31 protein-coding genes and 1 tRNA gene are annotated in these 22,246 nt (G+C 56.2%); 11 read left to right on the forward strand and 21 right to left on the reverse strand.

The features are described 5' to 3' along the window. Positions 1 to 8: 8 nt before the first annotated feature. From ACZ5RI_RS12790 to ACZ5RI_RS12820, 7 genes are all read right to left on the reverse strand, one after another. The gene (locus tag ACZ5RI_RS12790) at positions 9 to 2,003 is read right to left on the reverse strand and encodes a prohead protease/major capsid protein fusion protein (RefSeq protein WP_464513600.1); all 1,995 of its coding nucleotides are present in this window, start codon (positions 2,001 to 2,003) and stop codon (positions 9 to 11) included. A gap of 61 nt (positions 2,004 to 2,064) precedes the next feature. Further along, a complete protein-coding gene (locus ACZ5RI_RS12795; RefSeq protein WP_464513601.1) occupies positions 2,065 to 3,588 on the reverse strand; it encodes a phage portal protein in 1,524 nt (507 codons plus the stop codon). 2 nt (positions 3,589 to 3,590) lie between these two features. Then, positions 3,591 to 3,782, reverse strand: a complete 192-nt coding sequence (locus ACZ5RI_RS12800) for a phage head-tail joining protein (protein ID WP_464513602.1) — start codon at positions 3,780 to 3,782, stop codon at positions 3,591 to 3,593. An 11-nt stretch (positions 3,783 to 3,793) separates the two neighbouring features. Continuing rightward, on the reverse strand, positions 3,794 to 5,878 hold the full coding sequence (locus tag ACZ5RI_RS12805; RefSeq protein ID WP_464513603.1) for a phage terminase large subunit family protein: 2,085 nt from the start codon (positions 5,876 to 5,878) through the stop codon (positions 3,794 to 3,796). Then, positions 5,844 to 6,383, reverse strand: coding sequence for a hypothetical protein (locus ACZ5RI_RS12810; RefSeq protein ID WP_464513604.1), 540 nt, complete (start codon positions 6,381 to 6,383; stop codon positions 5,844 to 5,846). Before ACZ5RI_RS12810 ends, ACZ5RI_RS12805 begins: the two co-directional genes overlap by 35 nt. A gap of 250 nt (positions 6,384 to 6,633) precedes the next feature. Then, on the reverse strand, positions 6,634 to 7,347 hold the full coding sequence (locus ACZ5RI_RS12815; protein ID WP_464513605.1) for a hypothetical protein: 714 nt from the start codon (positions 7,345 to 7,347) through the stop codon (positions 6,634 to 6,636). Further along, positions 7,347 to 8,102 (reverse strand): hypothetical protein, encoded by a 756-nt coding sequence (locus ACZ5RI_RS12820; protein WP_464513606.1) that lies wholly within the window; start codon positions 8,100 to 8,102, stop codon positions 7,347 to 7,349. The genes ACZ5RI_RS12815 and ACZ5RI_RS12820 overlap by 1 nt, the downstream gene beginning before the upstream one ends. Positions 8,103 to 8,169: 67 nt before the next feature. On the opposite strand from ACZ5RI_RS12820, the gene ACZ5RI_RS12825 reads away from it, so the two are divergent. Further along, a complete protein-coding gene (locus ACZ5RI_RS12825; RefSeq protein WP_464513607.1) occupies positions 8,170 to 8,442 on the forward strand; it encodes a BrnT family toxin in 273 nt (90 codons plus the stop codon). Continuing rightward, entirely contained in the window at positions 8,429 to 8,728 is a 300-nt protein-coding gene (locus tag ACZ5RI_RS12830) for a BrnA antitoxin family protein (protein ID WP_464513608.1), read from the forward strand. Before ACZ5RI_RS12825 ends, ACZ5RI_RS12830 begins: the two co-directional genes overlap by 14 nt. A 7-nt stretch (positions 8,729 to 8,735) precedes the next feature. On the opposite strand, the gene ACZ5RI_RS12835 is transcribed toward ACZ5RI_RS12830, so the two are convergent. From ACZ5RI_RS12835 to ACZ5RI_RS12870, 8 genes are all read right to left on the reverse strand, one after another. Continuing rightward, positions 8,736 to 8,987: a hypothetical protein gene (locus tag ACZ5RI_RS12835; RefSeq protein ID WP_464513609.1), complete on the reverse strand. Its 252-nt coding sequence runs from the start codon at positions 8,985 to 8,987 to the stop codon at positions 8,736 to 8,738. After that, a complete protein-coding gene (locus ACZ5RI_RS12840) occupies positions 8,978 to 9,301 on the reverse strand; it encodes a DUF2312 domain-containing protein (RefSeq protein ID WP_464513610.1) in 324 nt (107 codons plus the stop codon). Before ACZ5RI_RS12840 ends, ACZ5RI_RS12835 begins: the two co-directional genes overlap by 10 nt. Beyond that, positions 9,301 to 9,570: a hypothetical protein gene (locus tag ACZ5RI_RS12845; protein ID WP_464513611.1), complete on the reverse strand. Its 270-nt coding sequence runs from the start codon at positions 9,568 to 9,570 to the stop codon at positions 9,301 to 9,303. The genes ACZ5RI_RS12840 and ACZ5RI_RS12845 overlap by 1 nt, the downstream gene beginning before the upstream one ends. A 22-nt stretch (positions 9,571 to 9,592) precedes the next feature. Continuing rightward, positions 9,593 to 9,931, reverse strand: coding sequence for a hypothetical protein (locus tag ACZ5RI_RS12850; protein ID WP_464513612.1), 339 nt, complete (start codon positions 9,929 to 9,931; stop codon positions 9,593 to 9,595). After that, the gene (locus ACZ5RI_RS12855) at positions 9,931 to 10,158 is read right to left on the reverse strand and encodes a hypothetical protein (protein WP_464513613.1); all 228 of its coding nucleotides are present in this window, start codon (positions 10,156 to 10,158) and stop codon (positions 9,931 to 9,933) included. The genes ACZ5RI_RS12850 and ACZ5RI_RS12855 overlap by 1 nt, the downstream gene beginning before the upstream one ends. Before the next feature lie 418 nt (positions 10,159 to 10,576). Beyond that, complete coding sequence (locus tag ACZ5RI_RS12860) at positions 10,577 to 11,062, reverse strand: hypothetical protein (RefSeq protein WP_464513614.1); 486 nt, start codon at positions 11,060 to 11,062, stop codon at positions 10,577 to 10,579. After that, complete coding sequence (locus tag ACZ5RI_RS12865; protein ID WP_464513615.1) at positions 11,059 to 11,478, reverse strand: hypothetical protein; 420 nt, start codon at positions 11,476 to 11,478, stop codon at positions 11,059 to 11,061. The genes ACZ5RI_RS12860 and ACZ5RI_RS12865 overlap by 4 nt, the downstream gene beginning before the upstream one ends. Before the next feature lie 90 nt (positions 11,479 to 11,568). Continuing rightward, complete coding sequence (locus ACZ5RI_RS12870) at positions 11,569 to 12,111, reverse strand: hypothetical protein (protein ID WP_464513616.1); 543 nt, start codon at positions 12,109 to 12,111, stop codon at positions 11,569 to 11,571. Positions 12,112 to 12,453: 342 nt separating this feature from the next. On the opposite strand from ACZ5RI_RS12870, the gene ACZ5RI_RS12875 reads away from it, so the two are divergent. After that, complete coding sequence (locus ACZ5RI_RS12875) at positions 12,454 to 13,110, forward strand: S24 family peptidase (RefSeq protein ID WP_464513617.1); 657 nt, start codon at positions 12,454 to 12,456, stop codon at positions 13,108 to 13,110. Here the strand turns inward: ACZ5RI_RS12875 and ACZ5RI_RS12880 are convergent, their stop codons facing one another. Then, on the reverse strand, positions 13,111 to 13,665 hold the full coding sequence (locus ACZ5RI_RS12880) for a hypothetical protein (protein WP_464513618.1): 555 nt from the start codon (positions 13,663 to 13,665) through the stop codon (positions 13,111 to 13,113). Between the two features lie 221 nt (positions 13,666 to 13,886). Continuing rightward, on the reverse strand, positions 13,887 to 14,168 hold the full coding sequence (locus ACZ5RI_RS12885) for a hypothetical protein (protein WP_464513619.1): 282 nt from the start codon (positions 14,166 to 14,168) through the stop codon (positions 13,887 to 13,889). A 222-nt stretch (positions 14,169 to 14,390) separates the two neighbouring features. Here ACZ5RI_RS12885 and ACZ5RI_RS12890 point away from each other — a divergent pair, with 222 nt between their 5' ends. The 8 genes from ACZ5RI_RS12890 (at position 14,391) to ACZ5RI_RS12925 (ending at position 19,018) form a co-directional block, all read left to right on the forward strand. Next, entirely contained in the window at positions 14,391 to 14,579 is a 189-nt protein-coding gene (locus ACZ5RI_RS12890) for a hypothetical protein (RefSeq protein ID WP_464513620.1), read from the forward strand. Positions 14,580 to 14,633: 54 nt separating this feature from the next. Further along, the gene (locus ACZ5RI_RS12895; protein WP_464513621.1) at positions 14,634 to 14,843 is read left to right on the forward strand and encodes a hypothetical protein; all 210 of its coding nucleotides are present in this window, start codon (positions 14,634 to 14,636) and stop codon (positions 14,841 to 14,843) included. A gap of 382 nt (positions 14,844 to 15,225) precedes the next feature. Further along, positions 15,226 to 15,360 (forward strand): hypothetical protein, encoded by a 135-nt coding sequence (locus ACZ5RI_RS12900; protein ID WP_464513622.1) that lies wholly within the window; start codon positions 15,226 to 15,228, stop codon positions 15,358 to 15,360. A gap of 1 nt (position 15,361) precedes the next feature. After that, positions 15,362 to 16,324, forward strand: coding sequence for a DUF4406 domain-containing protein (locus ACZ5RI_RS12905; RefSeq protein ID WP_464513623.1), 963 nt, complete (start codon positions 15,362 to 15,364; stop codon positions 16,322 to 16,324). Positions 16,325 to 16,337: 13 nt separating this feature from the next. Then, entirely contained in the window at positions 16,338 to 16,682 is a 345-nt protein-coding gene (locus ACZ5RI_RS12910; protein WP_464513624.1) for a hypothetical protein, read from the forward strand. After that, positions 16,679 to 17,089, forward strand: coding sequence for a hypothetical protein (locus tag ACZ5RI_RS12915; protein WP_464513625.1), 411 nt, complete (start codon positions 16,679 to 16,681; stop codon positions 17,087 to 17,089). The genes ACZ5RI_RS12910 and ACZ5RI_RS12915 overlap by 4 nt, the downstream gene beginning before the upstream one ends. A 555-nt stretch (positions 17,090 to 17,644) precedes the next feature. Continuing rightward, the gene (locus tag ACZ5RI_RS12920; RefSeq protein WP_464513626.1) at positions 17,645 to 18,883 is read left to right on the forward strand and encodes a hypothetical protein; all 1,239 of its coding nucleotides are present in this window, start codon (positions 17,645 to 17,647) and stop codon (positions 18,881 to 18,883) included. Positions 18,884 to 18,941: 58 nt separating this feature from the next. Further along, positions 18,942 to 19,018, forward strand: a tRNA-Arg gene (locus ACZ5RI_RS12925). Positions 19,019 to 19,050: 32 nt separating this feature from the next. Here the strand turns inward: ACZ5RI_RS12925 and ACZ5RI_RS12930 are convergent. The 4 genes from ACZ5RI_RS12930 to ACZ5RI_RS12945 form a co-directional block, all read right to left on the reverse strand. Continuing rightward, positions 19,051 to 19,473, reverse strand: a complete 423-nt coding sequence (locus ACZ5RI_RS12930) for a bacteriohemerythrin (RefSeq protein WP_464513627.1) — start codon at positions 19,471 to 19,473, stop codon at positions 19,051 to 19,053. A gap of 178 nt (positions 19,474 to 19,651) precedes the next feature. Continuing rightward, positions 19,652 to 20,413 (reverse strand): polyphosphate kinase 2, encoded by a 762-nt coding sequence (gene ppk2 / locus ACZ5RI_RS12935; protein WP_464513628.1) that lies wholly within the window; start codon positions 20,411 to 20,413, stop codon positions 19,652 to 19,654. A gap of 48 nt (positions 20,414 to 20,461) precedes the next feature. Next, positions 20,462 to 21,229 carry an ABC transporter ATP-binding protein gene (locus ACZ5RI_RS12940; RefSeq protein ID WP_464513629.1) on the reverse strand — a complete coding sequence of 256 codons (768 nt, stop codon included), beginning with the start codon at positions 21,227 to 21,229 and terminating at the stop codon, positions 20,462 to 20,464. Beyond that, positions 21,226 to 22,242: a FecCD family ABC transporter permease gene (locus tag ACZ5RI_RS12945; RefSeq protein WP_464513630.1), complete on the reverse strand. Its 1,017-nt coding sequence runs from the start codon at positions 22,240 to 22,242 to the stop codon at positions 21,226 to 21,228. The genes ACZ5RI_RS12940 and ACZ5RI_RS12945 overlap by 4 nt, the downstream gene beginning before the upstream one ends. Positions 22,243 to 22,246: the final 4 nt, after the last annotated feature.

The following is a 22,246-nucleotide window of genomic DNA, read 5'->3' on the forward strand; positions in this document are numbered from 1 at the left end:
CGGCACCGTTACTTGGCGACGCCGGTAGCCTTTGCCAGACCGCGATGGTTAACCGGCGCACCGCCAAAGACATGGCGCACTTTGAATTCGACGCCATCGCGTTCGAACCCGTTGCGGGTTTCCATGTAGATACCCTGCTGGCCTTCAAGATAGCCGTATTCGATCGTTGCCTGCTGCGACGGATCAGCGGCACCAAACCAAGCCGTATCGGAAACGGCATCAATGCGCGCCTCAACAATTGGCGTCAGGCTGCGATAATATTGGGGCACAACATTGCCCGCCTGAGCCGCATAGATAGCCGGTGTCAGGATCTGCTCCAGCGCCGTTTCATTGGCGCTGCCGACCATGACGTATTTCATCAGCAAATTTAGTGTTTTCTTATTATCCAACCCCTTTTGCTGGCGAAATGATTTACGCATATCCGACAGGCCGGTCAGAGACATGGCGGTATCCACACCGGTTAGCAGATTACTGTGGTCAGTGGAAAACAGCGCCTTGCCATCGTTCATATTGGCGTTGTCAATCAGGAAACCCCAGACAATATCGTTTTCGTTACGAACAGCCGACTGACCGAACATGAACGGAAGTCGCGTGAACACCCCCATATCGTCGTTGATAATTGTTTCGTAGGTGATCGGGAAAATCTTGCCGTATTTCGTAAGCTTCCACGTTTCCTGACCTTCACCGAAGGTGGCGTAGCTATATTCCCCGCTTTCACTGACCTTAGAAAGGTTTGAACCTTCACCCAGCTGCATCGAGTACATCGTCTTGAAATCCGTAGCATTTCGCTGCGTGCAGAACGGCAGGAAGGTACGCACCTCAGTGGCGTATCCGATCTGCAACGACTTATTGACGACATTAGCCAGAATGAGGGGAAAATCACTGGTGCCAAGCGCCCTTTGGGCAATATCTATCGGCGACGCACCACGCACACTGATACCACTGGAGCTAAGGAATTCGCGCGCCAGTTCCCGCAAAGAAAAACCACGCCATTCGCGAGCACGATCGGTAATTTCGCACGCCTTATTTTCCGGGAATGCCCGGTTCAGCAGCGCCTCAGAAATGGCCGACCGGCGCGTTTCGGTGGCATCAAGTCCACCAGCAGGCGTGTGCGCTGCCGAAAAGGCAGGCTGGACACCACGCTTTGCCATTTCGTCCAGCAGGAGGTTACCGACATGCTCGGCCGCAACGCCACGCTGGATCAGGCCGTCGGCCACGTCCTGCGGCAAGCCTGCCGCCACTGTGCGTTGGTTGATTTCCATAATGCGCTGGCGTTCGGCAAGTACGGCAGACGCGGCGGCATCCGACGCAGCGAGGGCGGTAGGCTGCGTTTCAAGCTGCACCGGCGCGATGCGAACAGCAGACTCGGCAATAACGACAGGATCGGCACCGGAAGCCGCACCCGGTTCAGTAACAGACTTAGACATAATGGTCTCCTTAGGTTGTGCGGGGGCGGCCCGCATGACGAATTCGCAGGCATAGGTGGGTTGATTCACCTTCGGATCATCCAGCGACCGGGTACCTGCGCCCGTGTCTGCCGGAATTGTGACAAGGGATATTTCACTCGGGGTCCAGTCGACCGCCGTCCAGATGTCAAGGCCATTGCCCTGATTATCGGTAACTTCGTACCGGTTTGCGATGTAACCGACCGAAACGTTCCGGACGATTTTATCCTGCACCAGCTGAAACACGCGGTCAGCATCGGTATCAATACCGGCTTTGGGAAAGCGGACCTGCGCATAGCCTACGCCGCCGTCGATCCAAGCCTTTTCCACCACGCCGACCTGACAGGAAAGGTCCTGCATCTGATGGCTGTTCAGCAACGGGGCACCGGCATTTAGCCGATCCAGATGACAGGATGCGTCATCGACTTGCAGCCGCTCGATATAGCGCTGACCTTCCCAATAGTCATAGCGCAGGACATCTGCGCCCGTGGTCCATGCCAGCGTGACCGTGCGCGCCTCGGCGTCAACGGTATCCACCGGTGCCAGCCGCGTGACCATAGGTATACTTTCGCACCGGACATCTCCGGCGACGGGATAACCGCCTTTCATGATGTAACCCTTATTTTTCAGAAGCGTCAGACGACGCAGTTGCGTTAGTCACCGCTGCTGCAGATGTTTTTCCGACCTTGCGCGGATCCATGTCGGAAATCATACGCGCCTCATCAAGGAGGGCGTTGTAGGCGATCGTATCGGCGAAAATATCGTCAGGATCCTCGCCACTACTTTCGGCCATTGCCGTAAGCGGACTTTTCTGATTGGTCCGCACAGCTTCACTAACGGCCTTCACTTCATCGGCGGGTTGCAGCATCGGGAATGGTGGCATAATCCAACCGGCCTGCCATGGATCATCCGGACGCCGCAGCCCCATAATTGCCGCAAAACGTCCGACACGATCCCAGTATCGGCGCAGAAACATCGGCTTCATCATGTGCCACTGCCAATGCTGCACCACCATCTTGTAATCTATGCGACCAAGCCGACCTGAAATAAAATTCACCCCCGTCAGATCACCCGTCAGCATTTCGTAGGTGATACCAAGCCCCGCCGCCACGGCGCGCAAATCATGTTTCAGAACATCCGCCAGATTTTCTGCATCAGGCGGTTGCGGCGCTTCAATATCTTCTCCGGCAGCGAGATACTTTATCGTACCAGGCTTGAGACGTTCGATTTTATCACCATTTCCGTCCTTTGACGCCTTTCCGGACAATGGAGACCCAACCGCACCACTTGCACGCTTCACAAACACAGCAAAGCAGCTGGCCACCTTACGGCGCACCATTTCTGCGTCTTCGTTTTCGCCGATATCATGCAATTTAACTGCCACTGGCGCAAACATGGACACCCCACGCGCCTGCCCCGGACGCAGCACATCAAAGACGTGATCAACATCACTGGCCGGAACAAATTTGCTCTCTAACGCGCAGCGGGTAAACGTCACCAAGGACTCGCCAGGATGCTCGTCAAACAGCCAATAACCGGCGCGCGACCCATCGGCGTTAAACTGGACACCCTGGATAATGCGCCCCCCACCGGCCAGCGCTTCGTTTTTGTTGTGGTCCAGGAAATCCGGCTCCAGAACGACCGCTTTCAGCGGAAAATCAGTCTTAGATTTTGGCTTTGTGAACGTATAACGCACCAGAAATTCGCCGGATTCAAAGAAACAACGCGCCCCAACATATTGCTGGGCGTAAATGTCCGAAATACCCTCTAGATCGCTGTTTTCCGCTGCGCGGTTCCAGATATCTTTAGCAGTGCGGCGCGCTGCAGGATCCTCATGCATCAGACGTGGAAATATACCAGTACCAACGATACCGCTGGCGACTTTACCGGGCACACCAGCGGCCCACGGGTTATTTCGGATCAGTTCACGCCCACGATTGCGGACACGATCCGCGCCAAAGCCAAGCTCGGCGTTGGCGCTGGACCCAGGGGCGTACCACCCTTCCGCACGCCTACCGCCACGAGCCGCATCATATTTGCGCGTATCAATCTTGTCCGCCATATCCAGCACAGAACGGAAATAGGCGCGTTCCGCAGCAACTTTTGGGGAAACAGCAGCAATCATCCGTTCAAGCGCGTTCATGATTAATCCTTCGAATATGATGCGTAGCTAACACTGTCACCTACGGACGCATTTACCTCTGCTTGCGCCAGCGATAACGCGGCGATCAGTTCCGCTGTTGATGCATATGTCACCGATTTTCCGTTGATAGTCACCGAACGGACCCCGGACACGACGGCGCGCTTCAGATTATCAACATCAACTTGTGTAAACACAGATTGCTCCTTTAAAGGTCGTCATCGCCATTGCCGTAAAAATCATCCCGTACGCCATCAAAAATGTCGAAAGTCCCACTCTTTTCACGCTCTTCGGGGCCAGACGCCGATGCATCCTCTGCGTCGGATTCGCTGGGCGACCAGAGCGTCAGCAGGTCATGCTGTACAGCCTCTGGCCGCGCGCCACGCTGGGCCGCTAATGCAGCCCAGTCTTCCGCCGTCATGCCATCGGCCAGATGATGCGCCAGCGCGCCGCAGTAAACCCCGATATCAAGGGCCTCGTTCCGACGACCTTTGATTTTATCCCAGACCAGAGAAACCAGACCAGATCGCGTTTTGCGCTCAATTACCTGTTCCGACGTCAGCTGTTCCAGATACGCCTTGTCACAAGCCTGGCCATAAAACGCAGTACCTATTGGCCATTGGCCGGTCACCTTATCAGGCCCGGCAATCATTTTTCCGACCGCTGAATAGAGTTCTGATTTTAGTCCCCACGTACCGACCGGCCAGAGCATGACTGCACCGATTTTCCGCCCCTCGAAGTCGACATCACGCTTTGTCGGAGTGCCAAGCGCAGGCAATTTCCAACCGTCGCGACCATCCAGTGCAAAAACGCGCCCGGTATGAGCATGTCGGCGCACCCAACGGTAGACAACCTGACTGAGATACCCGCTGTCGACGCCGAACAGATCCACCTTCCACGGACGTCCATAGCCATCAGGCCATGTCTTTTCGAACACACGCGTCAGTTCATTCCACGGTTCAGGATTGTTCGGGTCACCTTCGATAATACCCTTATCAATCAACCAGCGTGTGAAGCCAACGCCGAACGCATATACCGCCCATTCGAGACGATTTCCTTGCACGTCAACAGCACCGGTTAGGAACAGTGCACCAGGTGGCACCCGACGCCATTCATATTCCACACGGCAATCAAACAGTTTTTCCGCATCCGGCGCTTCGCCACTGACTTCCCACGCTTCACCCAGCCCCTGCTGGGTAAAGACCTTCATCAGGTCATCGCCGTCCAGCGCCTTGTGATACGTGCTTGCCAGTTCCGTCCAGCTCTCTGTCGACGAATAGAGCGCATTGATCGCAAAGCCCGACTGGCGGCCATCCATCAAAACATCTGGGTTAATGCGGTCACCCAACGTTTCCATATCCTGTGGCAGGATATAATCACGCGGGAAACCGTCGCCCGGAAACGTCTTTACCCAGACACCTTTAAGCCGCATAGCGCGCTTTTCAGACTCGGTTATGACGCAGCCGTTTGCCCGACAGATATAGACCGGTGGGGACGCCTCGTGATCGAACTGCCCCCAGATAAAGGGCTGATATGCCCCACAATGCGGGCACGGCATAAAGCGCATTCGCTGATCAGATTCATCATACCGCTTTGATATGCGACAGGTGTTTTTTAAGCCCGGCGTTGAGATAAACACCTCTTTTTCGCGGCCCTCATACGCCTTGCGCCGGGCGTGGCCCAGATCGACAGGATCCCCGCGTCCATCAACATCAAGCGGATATTCGCTGACTTCTTCGTAAATGATGACGCGGACAGAAATCATTTGCAGACCGGCAGACGAATTCGCCCCGGTTACCGTCAGAAACCCACCCGGAAACCGCTTAAACGTTGTCGTGGACGAATCTTCATCACGCGATTTTATGTCCCGTACCCGCGCTTTCAGCGGCGGGGTGGCATCGATCATCGGCTGCAGCTTCAGCCGCACCCATTTCTTGACTTCCTCGGTCGTCGGCAAAACGACGAGTGTAGGGCAAGGATTGTCCTGAATGATCGAGCCGATCAGGTTTAAACCCGTCTCAGAACCACCGACCTGAGCGCTCTTTTTCCACGTAATGGTCCGTGCCGGGTGATCGAACGACATGCAATGCATTGGTTCGATCAGTTCGGGAGCGTAATTGTTATCCCACTTGCCGGGCTTGGGTGATCCGGACTCGGCGGAGACATAACGTTCTTCGTCCGCCCATACATCAACAGACCGACGACGCGGCGGGCGGATGCCACTGACAAACGCAGCGATTAAGGATCTGCCGTCAAGATCAATTCCGGTCGGAAGGTCTTGAAAGCAGGTCATGATCCTTCTCAATCTCGTTTGCGATCAGTGTCAGCAACTTTTCATCCCGCTCTGCACCGATGCGGGCGATTTCTTCCGCAGGAAGTCCTGCAAGGTCCTGGGCAAATGTTGTCCAGCGGTTGGTCAGTTCCTCGCGGATACGACGGCCAAAAGTGAACAGCGCATTTTCGGCGGCATCCTTTGGGATGACCACGCCAGTACGCTCGGCCAGTTCCAGCTTTTTCAGCTCGGTAGAAACCCGTTCACGTTCAGCGCGCTGCGCATGGAATGAACCATCATTTACCCTGTCATCACCGGATGGCGCCGGACGGCGGCGCTGCGCAGGATCTGTATTTTTCGCTCTGGCCGCGCGCGCCTCGGATACAGACACCTTCGGAGCCTCACCAGTTCCCCGATTTGGAATAATCCCGGCCCGAACCTGACGACTGATCGTACTGGCTGCGACGCCAAGCTGGCCGGCAGCTTCACGGATGCCGACAATATCCGTCAAAACCTCTGTTTCCATGGCTTTCCGTTGCATGTTGCGGCGTGTTGCGTTGCGTTGCACCCGATTGCAACGCCGCCACTAGAATTCTTCTGCGCGCAAGCTGCCCGTATAGCTTTCGACACCAGGGAGTACCTACAGGGGGGGGCATGACGTGCGGAAAACAGAAACGCCCGGAAGCCTTGCGGCACCGGGCGCTCAATTCAAAACCTTTTTAGGGTGACCAGAACACTACCTAGAAATAAGCCCATGTCAAGCGATCCCTGAATTTTTACCCGAATAGCGCCAGACGGTTTTGACACTGATTTGTTAGCCACGGAGCAGCAGGTGGCAATTCACCCGTCAGCACATGACCATGAAGACGCGGCCCCAGATCACCGGACAGCCGCATGAGCGCATCAGACCACAATCCATATCGGACACGCGCGACCTGCACCTGCCAAGGATCATCACCAATAGGCCGGACCAGATGGCCAGCTACATCGTGTCGCTTTCCGAAACGGATAGGCTCACCATATCTTTTCCTCGGCCCCGTTTCCTGATGTGCCCAGCGGTAATCCGGCCACGGGCACCAGTCCGGCGGCATTGACTGCATGGCCGACTGGAACACCACACTGCGTAGCGGTATCAGCCGCACCGTTCTGACAGCAGTGCCCCCAGTTGCATCCCCACGCAACATTGCCCGCGCCTGACACACGCCCACCTCATCAGAACTTAAGTGCCATTCGACAGTCTCGGGCAGTGCCATCACCGCATCATGCACACGCCACGCATCGTATGCGGCTTCAAAGTCGCCGCCGTGACTGGCATCAACCGGATCAGCGCCGAACTGCATTGCCGCCAGACGTGGGGCGCAGGCACCAACCAACCCGATCGGCGCATGTTCTGGCCGCGCCACGTGCACCATCTGATCGCGGTACGCCCAAATCAGCAGATCACATATGGCAATTGGCATGCGCCGGACAAACGGATCGTTCACTTTCATCACCGCCCCCGTTTTTTTGCTTCACCCTCGCAAAACTGTCGCTGTCGGCAGCCAACACACCTATCTCCAGCCCCCAGGGCGTGGTCACAAACATCCTTTTTGCCATCAGATATAAACAAGGACGTCTGCGTGGGGCTCACCAAATTCGCAATTTTGGACCCTATTGTCCGGGCCACAGCCACGCCACGATCGAGCCAGCGTCGCCATTCTCGCGACGTGACTTCGACAACGTTTGTCAGGTTCTTTTTGCCGCGCTGTGGACGGCCAGTAATGGCGATCACACCAAGCCTGCGCGCCTCATACAGCGCGGTCTGCACCGTTGTCCGGCACACCCCGGCAATCGCCGCTATGCGGTCTATGGCGGCCTTGCAGACGCCATGATGGCGCACCTCATCCGCCACCACAGCCAGCACAGCCCGTTGACCTTCGGTAAACTGCTTGCGTAAACCCGCAGGTAGCGCGTTCGAACCGCCCAACATGCGCCGGCGTTCCCGCGACCGCACACGGTCCGGTGACGCCTGCCGTCCACGCGGCATAAAAGGCGTTACCTTGCCAACAGACAGCCGCGTCAGCGGACTACCCCGCCGCCCGGAACGCATATCGATGTAGGTGCGCAGAAATGCGTAATCCGTATCGGCGATATGGCCTTCGCGACGCATCCGCTCGACCAGATCGGCAACCTTGGCCAATTGCTGGCGGGTTTTGCACTTACCGGCGGCACGCGCCGCATCATCCGCTAATGCTGACAAGCCCATTGGAACCCCCTATTTTTGTATGACGAAAACCCTTGAAGTTTACTAATTTCCGTCCTACATTAATTGCATGATGGAAACGGAATGGGACGAGCACAAACGCCTGAGCAATATCGAGAAGCACGACCTCGATTTTGCCGACGCCAAGCGTCTGGACTGGGACAACGCGAACGTCATTCCAGACACACGCTATGATTACCCGGAGCCGCGTTTTTGGGCCTATGCCCGCGGCGAAAACGGACGGTTGTATCTGGTGGCCTTCTGCCTGCGCGGTGAAAAGGTCCGTATCATCAGCTTTCGCCGCGCGAACGACCGAGAGGAGAAAAAATATGGTAGCCGGTAAAAAACGCATCACCCCGGATGACGACATCCCCGAAATGACCGAGGCGGATTTTGCCCGCGCAAAGCCAATGCGCGAGGTAATGCCGGATGTGCTGGCCGCCCTGAAACGCGGCCCCGGACGCCCCGCGATCGACAACCCGAAGGTGCGCATATCGTTGCGGTTGGATCCGGAAGTTCTGGCAGCATACCGCGCCACCGGCGATGGCTGGCAGTCACGTATTAACGACACGCTGGCCCGCGCCATATCGCGCCAAGGCAAGCCGCCCAAAACGGCAAAACGGGCATAACCAGCCATCATCCCGCCACCCGCACCAGACAACGCCCGCGCCGGACAAACACTGCCCGGTGCGGCTTTTTCTTTTCGGGCAACCGGATAACCTGTGCCGACAACATAACAGGTGGCGGCACATCACCGGCAGCATGTTCCGCCCGTATCTCCTGCATCCGCGACAGCGCTTCATCAATACGGGCAACATTGCCGCGCTCGAACGCCCGCGCATAATCAACCGTTGCCAGGAGCAGCGCCGTTTCCGGCTTCATTGGCATTGATCAGCCCTTTCCACCTTAGCGATAGACATCTTTATCAATGGTGCCGGATCTGGGTCGTCGTACGGGGAAAAGATCATCCCAAGCGCGCGCTTATACAGGTCAAGCATTGCTTCCTGTTCCTGAAACGCCGCCTTATCCAGTTTACGCAAGCGCACAACCTGGCGCATGATCTTGGCGTCGAAACCGTTACCCTTGGCTTCGGCATAGACCTCACGCATATCTGCCGACAGCACATCGCGCTCTTCCGCCAAACGTTCGATACGCTCGATGAAACTGCGCAGTTGATCTTCGGCAAAAGCAGATTTTGTCATCACGCACGCCCGATCATGCAAGATTGCGGGTTCAGGCGCTGCAGCGCTGACCAGTAGGTAGCGCCAGGCATCGGAATCGGCGCACGCTTTGGCAGGGCGTAATTATCGCCACCAACGCGGCGTAACAGACCACCACGCACAGCATCGGCCAGCACGGCATCAACATCACCGCGCGACGACAACCCCGGCAGGACATGACGCAATTCATCGGCGTCGAAAACGCCCTGCACCTTTGCCAAACTGACAGCAATTTGCACCAGATCAGACATGCGATACCCCCTGCCGCCCGTTTTAGGCGGCTTCCTCATCCTCAGCGATTTCAGCTTTACGAGCAGGTACACGCGGGCGGTACATAGCCGCGTGCACAATTTCGGCAAAACCCAACGCCTCGCGCGCGGCATCGGCCAGCATCGTATCGGGATAATCCGGCAGCCGGCGCAAGAATGTCCGTGCCCGGCGAATACCTTCAGCATGCACCGAATTGTACCGCTCATCATATGTGCGCGGAATAACCGCCGCACGCGACGCTGCGTTAGCCCGCACCCCGGCAGAGGTTATATTTTTTGCGGCATAGGTCAGCGCGAAATACAGGCGCGATATGGGGCTTTGCTGGCGGGTTTGACGGGCCATTAGCGCCCCTCCCCTTCCAGCCGCATTATCCGCACAGCAACTTGGGTTTCCGCACGCTGCAAAACATCTTGCTGCATCCGCCAAACTTCAATGGCACACAGATTGTGCTGGCCCGCCACCAGATCAACAGCATCACAAAGCTGCAGCATGACGGTGTGTACCATCTGCTCAACCAGCGCATCACGCTGTAATGGTGGCAGCACTTTGATGGCACGACGCGGGCTCATAACTGCACCCCGCAAGGTATTGCCGGTAAAACCGCAACACGCGACCCACCGGGCCGCGTGTGCGCTTTCGACAGCAAGGAGTCCGGGGCTTCCACCCGTTGCAGCGTAATTGCGGTACCACCCAGATAGCCACAATCACGCATCTGCCCGACAACCGGCCCGGCACGGAATTCAGAAGAAATGGCGTTGTAACCCGCATTGTTGTGGGGGGCCGCACCTGCCTTAGAGTGTTTTGGGGTTCCGACACTACGGCCCCGCACAATGCGCGTTGCTACAACATAGGACACCTCCTTCTGATTACGGATAGGGGCGAGAGGCGCACGGGGGGATACAGCGCGCACGCCTCTCGCAGGCGCAGCAATAGCCGGGCGGAGGGAAACGCGCCGGTTATCACAGGTCATCTGCATCGGGGGGCGTATCATTCCGCCCCCCCATCCCGAACCTTGGCCAGCCGCGCATACAGCACCGCCAGCGCCGAGGTCAGATGCATGACCACCGCCATATTTTCACCGGCTTCCACCGGGGTCATCACACCATCGGCCAGGGCGCCGGTCATAGTGCGAAACAGATCACCGGACTTTTCACCAACGGCACCCAGATGCGCCAGGTAGGATTCAGCCCGGCTTTCACACGTGGTGACAGGCACCAGCATTGCGCCCGCCTCAGCCGCCAGAAATTCCGTCACAACCGGTGCACCAGCCACACGTTCAAGCGTGCGAATGACATCAGCAGGCATGTGGGTAAACAGGTTATCGTCGATTTGGCTGGTATACCGCGCCAGCTGGCCGCGCTTGACACGACCTTCCAGAACTATCTCTGCCGCATCAAGCCCGCCGACAGCAGACACCAGACGCTGCTGTGCATCTTTCAGCGATCCGGGAGTGCGCTTTTGATATGGGCTCATAGCGCGCCCCCGAATGAGATTTTTTTACCGACATTCTCGGTGACCACCCCGGTCCGCGCGCCCAGATTCGGGCACATGGAAACCGGCAGAACAGACGACACGACAAAAAAGAAGCTATGGGCGGCAGCGCGCTTGACGCCCGCCACCGCCCTGCCCTTTGCTAGAAGCATCGACTCAACCAGCAAAGGAAACAAATTATGGAAAACGATCAGCAGACCGTACGCCTTGCACCAGATCAGTTTAACGACATTGTCGCAGCCCTTCTTACCGTCGCATGGGGAGCGAAAGCGGCTAACATCAAAACAGGAACTAATGTGTTCAGCGCTTACAAAAGCTTCCAAAAAGAATTGCGACAGAAGGAAGATACTGACCATATCAGCACCCCGGAATAGTAAAATCAGGGCACCGCGTTGCATCGCGCGCCCCGTAGAAGCGTTCCACGTAGAACAAAACGAGGCGCGCGGTTGTGCAGCCCACGGCGATTGCAGAGGTAAGAAAAAGCCAACTCATGCTTCGGTCCCTTTCCGGGGCATGTCCGCCCCGCAGCTAAACTGTGGACGAGATACAAATGGTGCGGAAACGTCCTTGCCGGACGCCCCCGCACCACCTTCTACTGAGACGTGCAACAGACTCAGTGAAGGAGAAAGCCCATGGGCAATCTGCTCGACGGCTGTAAAATCGACATCACCTGCCCGAAATGCGGCGAGAAGCAGAAGAAGACGATCCGATGGATACGCACGAACAGTCATTTGGACTGCACCTGCGCCGCACGGATTGACCTCAAAGCGGATAAGTTCCGCCGCGAAATTCGAGATATCGAAAAGACGCTGGCGCAGTTCGGGCGGTAAAATACCGATATGTGCCTGCAATTCAGCGAGTGCGCGCTGGCCCTCACCAAAATCGGGGACCAGCTGCACCGTACCAAACCCGGTTCGTCCGTCCGATGACGCAATCATAAAAACTGACACAGCATCGCTGTGCAGTGGTCCGCCCGCTTTCAGCGCGGCAGTATCAAGGCATTCTGTTTTCGTATCAAATGGCTCGCTCATGCCGCCACCCCATGCGAGGAAGCGTCAGAGGCAGGAAAATCTTGCTCCGAGAGCACTTGGACCGCCGCCAACTCCAATTTTCTCAGCGTGCGAACAGTAGGGGAGAAATCAGTCTCGTTAACAGATCGCAAAAGCGCATCAGAAATTCCGGCACGCGTTGCCAATGGCTTCTTTCCGACCACGCGGACAGCTGCCCGAACTATGTTTAAGGACTGATCGACTAGTGGTTCGCTCATACAGCAAACGATAGGCTCGCAATTACGAGCCTGTCAACTACAGAAACGCAGAAAGGCTCGCAATGGCGATGTCGCGGAATTGCGCGATTTGGGGCAGTATATCCAAATGACTATAGACCCAGAAATAACTCGCTCTCAATTCATCAGGTTCATGAAAGAACACAACCTGAAGATAAAACCATGGGCAAACGCTTCTGGAGCGGCAGAAGGCGCGATTCATAATTACATAAGCGGACGGACCACATCCCTAACCTACATTACACTAGAAAAGCTCGCTGCAGCGGCAGGATGCACCGTGGGTGAGATGCTCCGGGAACCCACCACAAAGGAAGACAGCGGCAAATTTGTCCGAATAAAACACTTAGAAGTTCACGCATCCGCAGGCGGAGGTTTTGAGGTTACATCCGAGCCCGAGGGGGAACCGTACTACTTTAAAAAGACGTGGCTTGAATCAAAGTTCGGCGGTCACGATGGGAAACTTCGCGTTATTCATTTCGACGGAGATTCCATGGTGCCAACAATACATAGCGGTGATGTCGGAATAGTACTTACCGGAATAACAACAGAAGATTTTCAATCTGGGAAAATATACGTTCTATGGGATGGAAGAGGGTTAGTAGTAAAAAGATTGGAGGCAATAATTTCAGACAGACCAAAAATAAGAGTAATTAGCGATAACAGTTCTGTATTTTCACCATACGAAATTGATGCCGAATATGCCCGTATAATTGGAAGGGTTTTGTGGCGTTCAGGAAACATATAATCAATTTACTTTGTCTGGTATATTTTCATCAGCACCAAAACCACAGAAGCCATAAAATACATCACCAGATGAATACCCTATCTTTTTTTCATATTCATCACACGTAACCCAATAGTCTCTTAAACCAAGCACATAATCTACCCTATCCCACAGCAAATCATAAAATTCTGGTTTAGGAACTTGGATTTGTACAGTTGGGCTAAGGAAACCACCAGCAAGACCAGAAAAATTAACTTCAACTTCTACACCATCTCCAACAACATTTTCATATATAGACCATTCTTCACTGCCATTTGCGGTAGTTAGAACAAAGTAATGGTTCCAACTTCTTGAAAACCGAACACCATTACGATCAGGTCTAGCTTGGTATCTGCCTGGACGTGATGCTTCAAAAACAGCTTCTACCGCCCGCTCAAACTTTGCTTTCGTAATCTTATTATAAGTTCTGTCTTGCGCATCGCGCCACTGCCCAATTGTATATGGTCGCGGCGTTGCGCACCCAACAAGAGTAATACAACACACTGATATTAATACGTTTTTTACAAATACAACCATTTCAACCCCACGTAAATAAAATACATCTTACAATCTTAATAACTGTTATCAAAAATTAAGCTTTCAGGTAAGCGCGTAATTCCAAGACTTTTATATTGACAGGCTCGCAATTGCGAGACTACCGTAACTCACCATTGTGAGGACGGATCATGCCCAAACCCACCTATACCCTGACCAAGACCGAAGCGGCATCACAAAGGCGCGCGGGTAAAACCGGATCGTCAATGTTCCAGTTTGACCTCGGTGTGGCCGCAGGCACCACACTTCAGATGGCGATCAAAAGCCCCAACAGCACCAAACGGACCGTCACTGGGAACAGTTTTCTCCGTTCGGAATTCCAGTGCGCCACAGCGCGGACACGCCTGCCCCGGCGCACGTTTCAGCCGCCCCTCAAGCTCGGAAATGCGCTTCTCTAACGCATCCACGCGATCAGGGGCCTGCTCAATGCGCTTCCACGCATCCCAACGCCGCAAAAGATCAAGAATTTCAGAAAGAACCGCCATGGAAAAATTCTCCTCGTCAGAAAAAGGACTCACTCGGTTTCCGCCAAATATCGAGCAAATCAGCGTTGAACACGAGCCGGATTCAAACTGGGTATGGCTAACCGCAAGGCGGAATGAAACGAAACTTACGTTCCCGCTTACCGCAGACAACTGCCTACACCTCGGCACTCTGCTCTTAGACGCAGGAAAACATCTCACCAGCGAAAAATAAGAGGCGTCGTTATGTCAAAACCCACCTACACCCTGACCAAGACCGAAGCGGCGATAATCGAGTCCGTGCGCCGCCTGCCGACGCATTGCCGCGCCTGTCACGCACTAAAACAGCGAGAATACCGCGCCCGCAAGAAAGCCCAATTCATCGCCGCAATCGCCATCGCTGAAGCGTATCAGCAAAAAAGGCCACAACCATGATCGCACCCCGGAGAGACTTTCAGCACAGCACAATCATCGCAGAAAGGACAACCTATGCCTTATTGGCTGATTTTGATTTTAAATCTGCTGACGATCGCATTTTCCTTGGGCGCAGTTTTCTTCGCTTACCGCACCCAGAACCTTCAGAGCCAAACCATAAAATCCCTGCAACGGGAACTGACGGACATGTCCGCCACCCGTACACGCAACGCGGAAGCCTTGCCAGAAACAGAAACCCAAACACTCCGCCGCCCCGAAGAATAATACAATCTACGGCAAGGCTTTCTGACAGGCTTCCATATGCAAAGATACGCACTGGCAGGACGTTCAAAAGCATCATCCATTTTAGGGAAAATACGACCACACCCACCAACCAGGGTTACACGCGTAATCGCCCAGTAGCCGGAAACATTTCGGGGCATGATCATGCGGATAGCGCCATTTTCCACATGGCAGACAGGCATTGGCGCAGCATCGCTAGCCACAGCACGCTCAATTTGAAATTTGCGCAACCCGAACAGGAAAGACGCGACAGAAATCAAGACCGCAACGATGCTGATAATCATCTCTGCTCCGAATCCGTCTGCCATCACCAAACCATATCGGCAAGCCGCACCTCACGCCACACCGTAGTGAGGGACCGTCAATGATCGCCGCGCTGATCCGCACCACCACGGCACGGCAATGGGCTGGTGATATAGCCGCGTTGATTGCCGTTACGTTTGCCGGGGCCGCCATCCTGCATGCCGCAACGATTGCGGCCATGCTGATCGGGGGCTGACATGGGCCGCACAACACCACCCCGACAAAGCGCGCAAATCTGCACATCTGACCGCGTGCTGCGTTATACATCCGCGATATTCGGTGTCAGCCGCAACGATCTGACCAGCCCGGACAGGCGCCGCCGCATCGCATGGCCCCGCATGGCGGCCATGGTCGCGCTGCGCAAATACTGTGGCGTATCAACCACTGTCATTGGGCGCATACTGGGTGGGCGGGACCATACAACGATTATCAACGCCGCGCACCGCGTGCCCACACTGCACGAACGGTACAGCGCCTTTGCCGCCGCCACACGCATTCTGACCGCCGCAATGGACGGGGCGCACCTGATCTATATCTCGGGCCCGATGACGGGGCGCGCAAACGGCAACAGACGCGTTTTTGAAATCGCACAGCGTGCCATCGACGCAATGCCCGGCGTTATTGCCGTCAACCCGCATGACATCGCCGGAATCGCCGAATGGCAGAGCGACTTTGCCGATCTGCCGAAAATCGTCAAATACCAACACTATATGCGACTGGACCTTTCCGTCCTCAACATCTGTTCCGCCGTCACTATGCTGCCAAATTGGCAGAACTCGCCCGGCGCACAAACCGAAATACGCGCCGCAACCGCGATCGGCATACCGGTATTCGCCAGCGTCGGCGACTTTCTCGACGCACACCCACAAGGATCGGAGGAAGTCATGATCTTTATCAGCGCAAGATGCGTTGTGCAGGAGGTGCGGGAATTATCCGCGCTGCTGAATTTCGGATCGGCCCAGGCCATGCACACAGCATGGGTGCCATTTTCAACAATGCAGCCAGACGACGCCAAAATTCTGCGCGGTGCATTTGGCGGGGAACGCCACACCATCCGCATTGAAAAGTGGAAGGCGGACGAAATCGGTCTGTCACCGACACACAGCGCCGCCGCAGCCACAACAGACCTTTTCACAGTCAACGCCACCAGCAACGCCTGAACGGACAAGAGCCATGAATAGCACAGACACAAACACCCAGGCCGGGCTGACCGAGGCGGAATTGACCCGCCACTTCATCTGCCCGGTTTGCGGTAAACCCATTGTGGGTATCGGATCAGGCGCCACGTTTTATCGTGTGCGCATCGAGCATTGTGTGATCGACCCCGGTGCCATCGACCGGCGCATTGCCCTTGGCACCTTTATGGGGTCACAGACGCTGGCATCCACCCTCAGCCCAGACCTACATCTGGCCAAAGTGTTCGACGGCCCGAAAGACGTGCTGGTGCACGAAGTGTGCGCGATAGACAGCGCAGTTATTCCGCTCGCCTTGACCGAAGCGCGGAAGGTGGCGTCATGAGCGCAGAACATTACACACCGCTCGATTTTGCCATTACACCGCACAAGACCCGTTTTTGTGAAGATGGCGCGGATCTGCAAACCTTCATTCGGGCGCGTATGGCCGATAATGCCATTTACGAAGTTAACCGGCTGATCTGGGTTTATGAATGCTATCTGGCGGAATTTGACGGCTGGTGCGGCGACTGGGGCGAATGGAAATGCGTCTATGACCGGGACTTCGATGATCCCGATTGGCGCGGATGCGATATTGCCCAGAACAAAACCCCGAACGGCCAGTGGCTTAACATCAAGGGTGGGACAGGATTCCACGGCGAGCGCGTCATCAGGGTTGACCGTGTCGGCAAAGCCGCTGCGGGCGACTGTCTCGCCAGCGAGCAGCACCACGCATGGCCGGAGGTGAAATGATGGCAAATGTTGTGAATATACCATCATTGGCTTTTGCGCGCGGGACAATCGTTCGACTAAACGGGTCGGGCCCGAACGCGCTTGTCGTTAGGTGTTTTGAAACCACCACCGTTGTTGTGGTTTGTGAATCTGATTCAGGGGGCACCTTGCGGCTTCGCGAGTATCAAACGAGAGATTGTTTGCAGGTGTTGGAGAATAATCAACCATGAAAGCCCTCTCCATCCGCCAGCCTTGGGCCTATCCAACCCAACCAACAGAAAGCGAGGCCGCAGAATGACATCCCCATGCAGTACAATTGCCAAATCCCTCGCGGGAAGAGGCCGACCCGCCTATTGGGCAAATGAGGCTGAAACCGCCGTTTTATCAGGTATGAGCCCGGAGAGATTTCGTAAAAGTTTACCGCGACTTGAAGCCTTAGGATTTCCAAAACCCAATAATATTAATGGGATGCGCCCAATTCCGGCAATCCTTGCATTTTGGAGACTGGCGAGCAACGATGATCCACAATCCTCTATTTCTACAATAGAGGATGAAATCGCCTTGGAGACATTCTGAATGACTAACCTCGTAACCCGTGCCAGCGGATCGCTTCCAGAGGCGCATATTCTCTATGCTCCAGGACTAAAATGGCGTCCGCGTGCTGGAAGCGAGGTTCCGTATTGGGTTCCCCCAGCCAAAGACATCAAGGCTGGTTGGCCGATCAAATCCTTGGCCCTGAAAGGGTCACAAGAAGAGATCGCCGCGAAATGCCGCGAAATATGGAAAGAGCTTATTGATTGGCGCGCAGGTCGCGACACAGGACCGGCAAAGTTCACCATTTCGTGGCTGATCCGGCGCTATCAAAACGATCCACTGTCGCCATATCAAAATGTGCGTGAAAAAACGCGACGGCGATACGACCAATGCTGCAAGATAATCGACGAAACAGTGGGAAAACGCCGTATTGATGCAATCGTTGTTGGTGGGGTTCCTACGTCACGCGTAACCGGGGAAGACGTGCGCCGCTGGCATTACCAATGGGGCCAGCCGAACGCAGACGGTAAGGTCACGACACCAGCCCGCGCGCGGCACAACATAGCAATGCTGCGGGTTTTGGTATCATATGCAGTCGAAATAGGGATCGTCGGATCGCGCGACTTGCGCGAAGGTTTATTGAAAACCATGAGGTTCCCAGTAATAACACCACGCGACGCAGCGCCAACGCGTGTGCAAGTGCTGGCCATTGTCAGCAAAGCCCTCGAAATGGGCCATCGCTCGATCGCCATCACCACCCTTTCACAATTTGAACTTACCGAGCGCCGCACCCACATCATCGGCACATGGGAAGCGGGCCAGTGGCGGCCCGGCTGGGTATGGCAGAACATTTCGCCCGAATGGAGCATCACCTATCACCAGACCAAGGTGGGGCGCATTGAACGGAGCTTTGACCTCAAGGAGACACCCGCGCTGCTCGAATTATTGCAGGCAATTCCAGAAGAACAGCGTGTTGGGCCAGTCATCATCTGCGAAGCGACCGGACGCCCTTGGAAGGAGCGGCACTACATTACAGTCTTCCGCGACATTGCACGCGCTGCAGGGATCCCGGACACCATTTGGTCAATGGACATGCGCGCAGGAGGCGCAACCGAGGCAGGCTCCATCCAGGGCATTACGTCGCTAGACATTCAAGCCGCCGGCGGCTGGGCTGACGTGGCGATGGCTTCGCGCTATACACGCGACCGCGTTTCGCGTGCGCAAAAGGTCGTCCACCTTCGCCAGAAAACGGCGGCCGGAACGCGCGGGGAACGGAACTGAGGAACGACCGAGGAACGACTTGACATAATATATACTTAAGCTATTGATTTGGTTGTACGACCCCGTAGCTCAGCCGGATAGAGCGGCGGTTTCCTAAACCGTAGGCCGCGTGTTCGAACCACGCCGGGGTCACCATTTTCTCACCCACTGCCCGCTTTGCGTGCGGATCAGTGGATGCCGCGGGCGTTGAGAAAATGCCCCAGCTCACGATCCTCGCTGCACAGATGGCCAGACAGCCAGCTTTTGAGAAAAAGCGACAGCTCGCGCGCCACATCGATCATGGCCAGTGTCCCGGCCTTGTCGACGCCTTCCTGCTGAAAGGCCCGGATGCGCCCGGCGAACCAGATATGCTGCGCTATGTGGCGGTCAATATGGGGATAGCCGGTCTCGGCCATCACCCGCTCTTCATGCTTAAGATGATGATCGGCATAACTGATCAGACCATCAATAACCGATGACGCAACATTAACCGTGCTACCGTCAAGAATAGATGCGTATAGTTTATTGGTCAGCTCAACCAGTTGCATATGCTCCTGATCAAACTGGGGAACACCAACACAGTAATCGCTCGTCCAAGGGAAAATAATCATTTCACCTACCAATTAATGGACATGATACTTCAGTGCATATGACAGATAGGCAACTTGAATACATGTACAAATTTGCACACGCCCAGTTGCATACTTTCACATAAGCAGACACCAACTACATATTAAATATTTTACTAAAATTATGCCTTAATCAAGGCAAACAACTGCAGCCCTATAGTTACGGGGCCAATGCAGATTTCTTCTTTTCTGACCAGGCAAAGACCACATCACGATCTGGCGCGACTAATCCCTTATCTTTTTCAGGGTAATCGAACCCGGCCAGCAAATCGCGAATGATTTCAATGCGTGCGGTCTTCTTGTCGTTGGCCTGCACAACGTGCCAGGGCGCCGCGGGATGGCTGGTGCGGGCCAGCATCTCGTTACGGGCCAGCGAATAGGCTTTCCAGTTCTTCGTCGCGGCCTCGTCTACCGGCGAGATCTTCCACTGCTTTAGCGGGTCTTCACTGCGGGCACTCAGGCGCTTTTTCTGTTCGTCACTGTCGATATCGAGATAATATTTGCGCAAAAAGATGCCGTCATGCACCAGCAGCTTTTCAAACGGCACCACGGTTTCAAAGAAATCCTTGACCTGATCGGCCCGGCAAAAGCCCATCACCCGTTCGACACCGGCACGATTGTACCAGGAGCGGTTAAAGACGACGAATTCGCCACCGGCCGGCAGATAGGGCACAAAACGCTGATAATACCATTCGGTCTGTTCGCGGCCGGACGGTTTGCCCGGGGCGTGAATGCGGGTATCGCGCGGGCTCATATGCTCGATCAGGCGCATGATGGTGCCATCCTTACCGGCCCCGTCACGCCCCTCGAAAATCACCAGCACGCGGGAGCCTTCCAGGATCAGATAGCGTTGCAGCTTGACCAGCTCGACCTGCAACGACCGCAGCAGATCCTCGTAAACCGCTTTGTCTTTCTTACCCATCACTACCCCGATATGTTGCAGGCTTGCGTGAAGCCTACCGGGATAGCTTTAATTTCGATTAAACTCAACCAAGGCGGTGCCATCCGCCGCCACGGCCCGCCGCGCCGACAAGCCAAACACCCGGGCCAATACGGCATCATCCAGCACATCGGGGCCGCCACTGGCCGCCACCTGCCCGTTTTGAAGGACAATCAGCCGGTCGCAGCGCCGCGCCAGCGTCAGATCGTGCAAGGTAACCGCCACGGCAACGCCACGGGCTGCCTCGGCCTGCAACAGCTCGATCAGGGCAAACTGATGGGCCGGGTCCAGAAACGCTGCCGGTTCGTCGGCCAGCAAAATATCGGCCCCGGTGGCCAGCGCCCTGGCTAAAAGCACCCGCGCGCGTTCGCCCGCCGACAAGGCATCCATGCGCCGCGCGGCAAAAGCCGTGGCATCAGCCCGCGCCAGCGCCAGATCCACCGCCGCCAGATCCGCCGCCGTCAGGCGGTTAAGGCGCGGGTGATAGGGCATCCGGCCCAGCATCACCACCTCGCGTGCCGTTACCGGCCACACCGTCGCCCCGCCTTGCGGCAGATAGGCCAGATAACGCGCCAGCGCCGTGCGCCGCCAGGCTGGCAGCGGCTTATCCAGCACCCGAACCGTGCCACCGGCCAGTGGCACCAATCCCAGCGCAGCCCGCAACAGCGTGGTTTTTCCGGCGCCATTGGGACCGATAATACCGGTCAGGGTACCAGCTTCAAAATCTGCCGAGATCCCGCGCAGCACCGGCTGGGACCCAAAGCGCACCTCGGCCGCAGCAAAAACGATCCTACTCATGACTGCCCCCGGAGCCGGAAAACCAGCCAGAAAAAGAACGGCGCACCGATCATCGCGGTTACCACGCCCAGCATCAGTTGCCCGTCGGGCAGGATCAGACGCGCGGCCACGTCGGCCAGACAAACCAGCACCGCCCCGCCCAGCGCCGAAGGCAGGATCAGACGGGCGGGGGAATAGCCGCACAGGGGCCGCAACAGATGCGGCACCACCAAACCAACGAAACCAACCGCCCCGGCCGCGGCCGTTGCCGCCCCGGTGGCCAGCGCCACACCCAACACCACGCGGCGGCGCACCGATGCCACATCAACACCCAGACTGGCGGCGGCTTCTTCGCCCAAAATCAACGCCTCAAGCCCGCGCGCGGCAGATGCCAGCAGCAGCAGCCCGATCAGAACCAGCGGCGCAGCATAGGCCAGATCAATCAGTGTACGGTCTTTCAATGACCCCATCAGCCACAGCACCATCTCGCTGATGGCATAGGGATTGGGCGACAGGCTGAGCGCCAGCGCGGTCAGCGCGGCGGCAAAGCTCGACACCGCTACCCCCGCCAGCACCAGTGCCACATCACTGGCCCCGGCCCGCGATAAAAAGAACAGGATCACCGCCGCCAGCAGCGCCCCGGCAATGGCCAGCGCGGGCAGCAGAAACGGGTTTAACGCCGCCAATCCGAAATAGAGTGCGATCACAGCGCCCAGCCCGGCGGTGGCGGTAACGCCGGTGACGCCCGGCTCGGCCAGCGGATTGCGGAACAGCCCCTGCAGCGCCGCGCCGGAGCCACCAAGTGCCGCCCCGACCACCAACCCAAGCAGCGCCCGTGGCAGGCGGATTTCACGGGCAATGATGCCCGCAGGCCCCACCCCGTTGATCAGCCCGGCGATCAGTACCTTGGGGCCAAAGCCTGCGGGCCCCACCAGAAGCGACAGCAGCAAGCCTGCCAGCGCCATAACAGCCAGCACCAGGGTTATGGGTAAGACGCGATATTTTTGCGGATAAACGGCAAACAGTTTCGACATGCGA

Source organism: Micropepsis pineolensis (assembly GCF_055392125.1).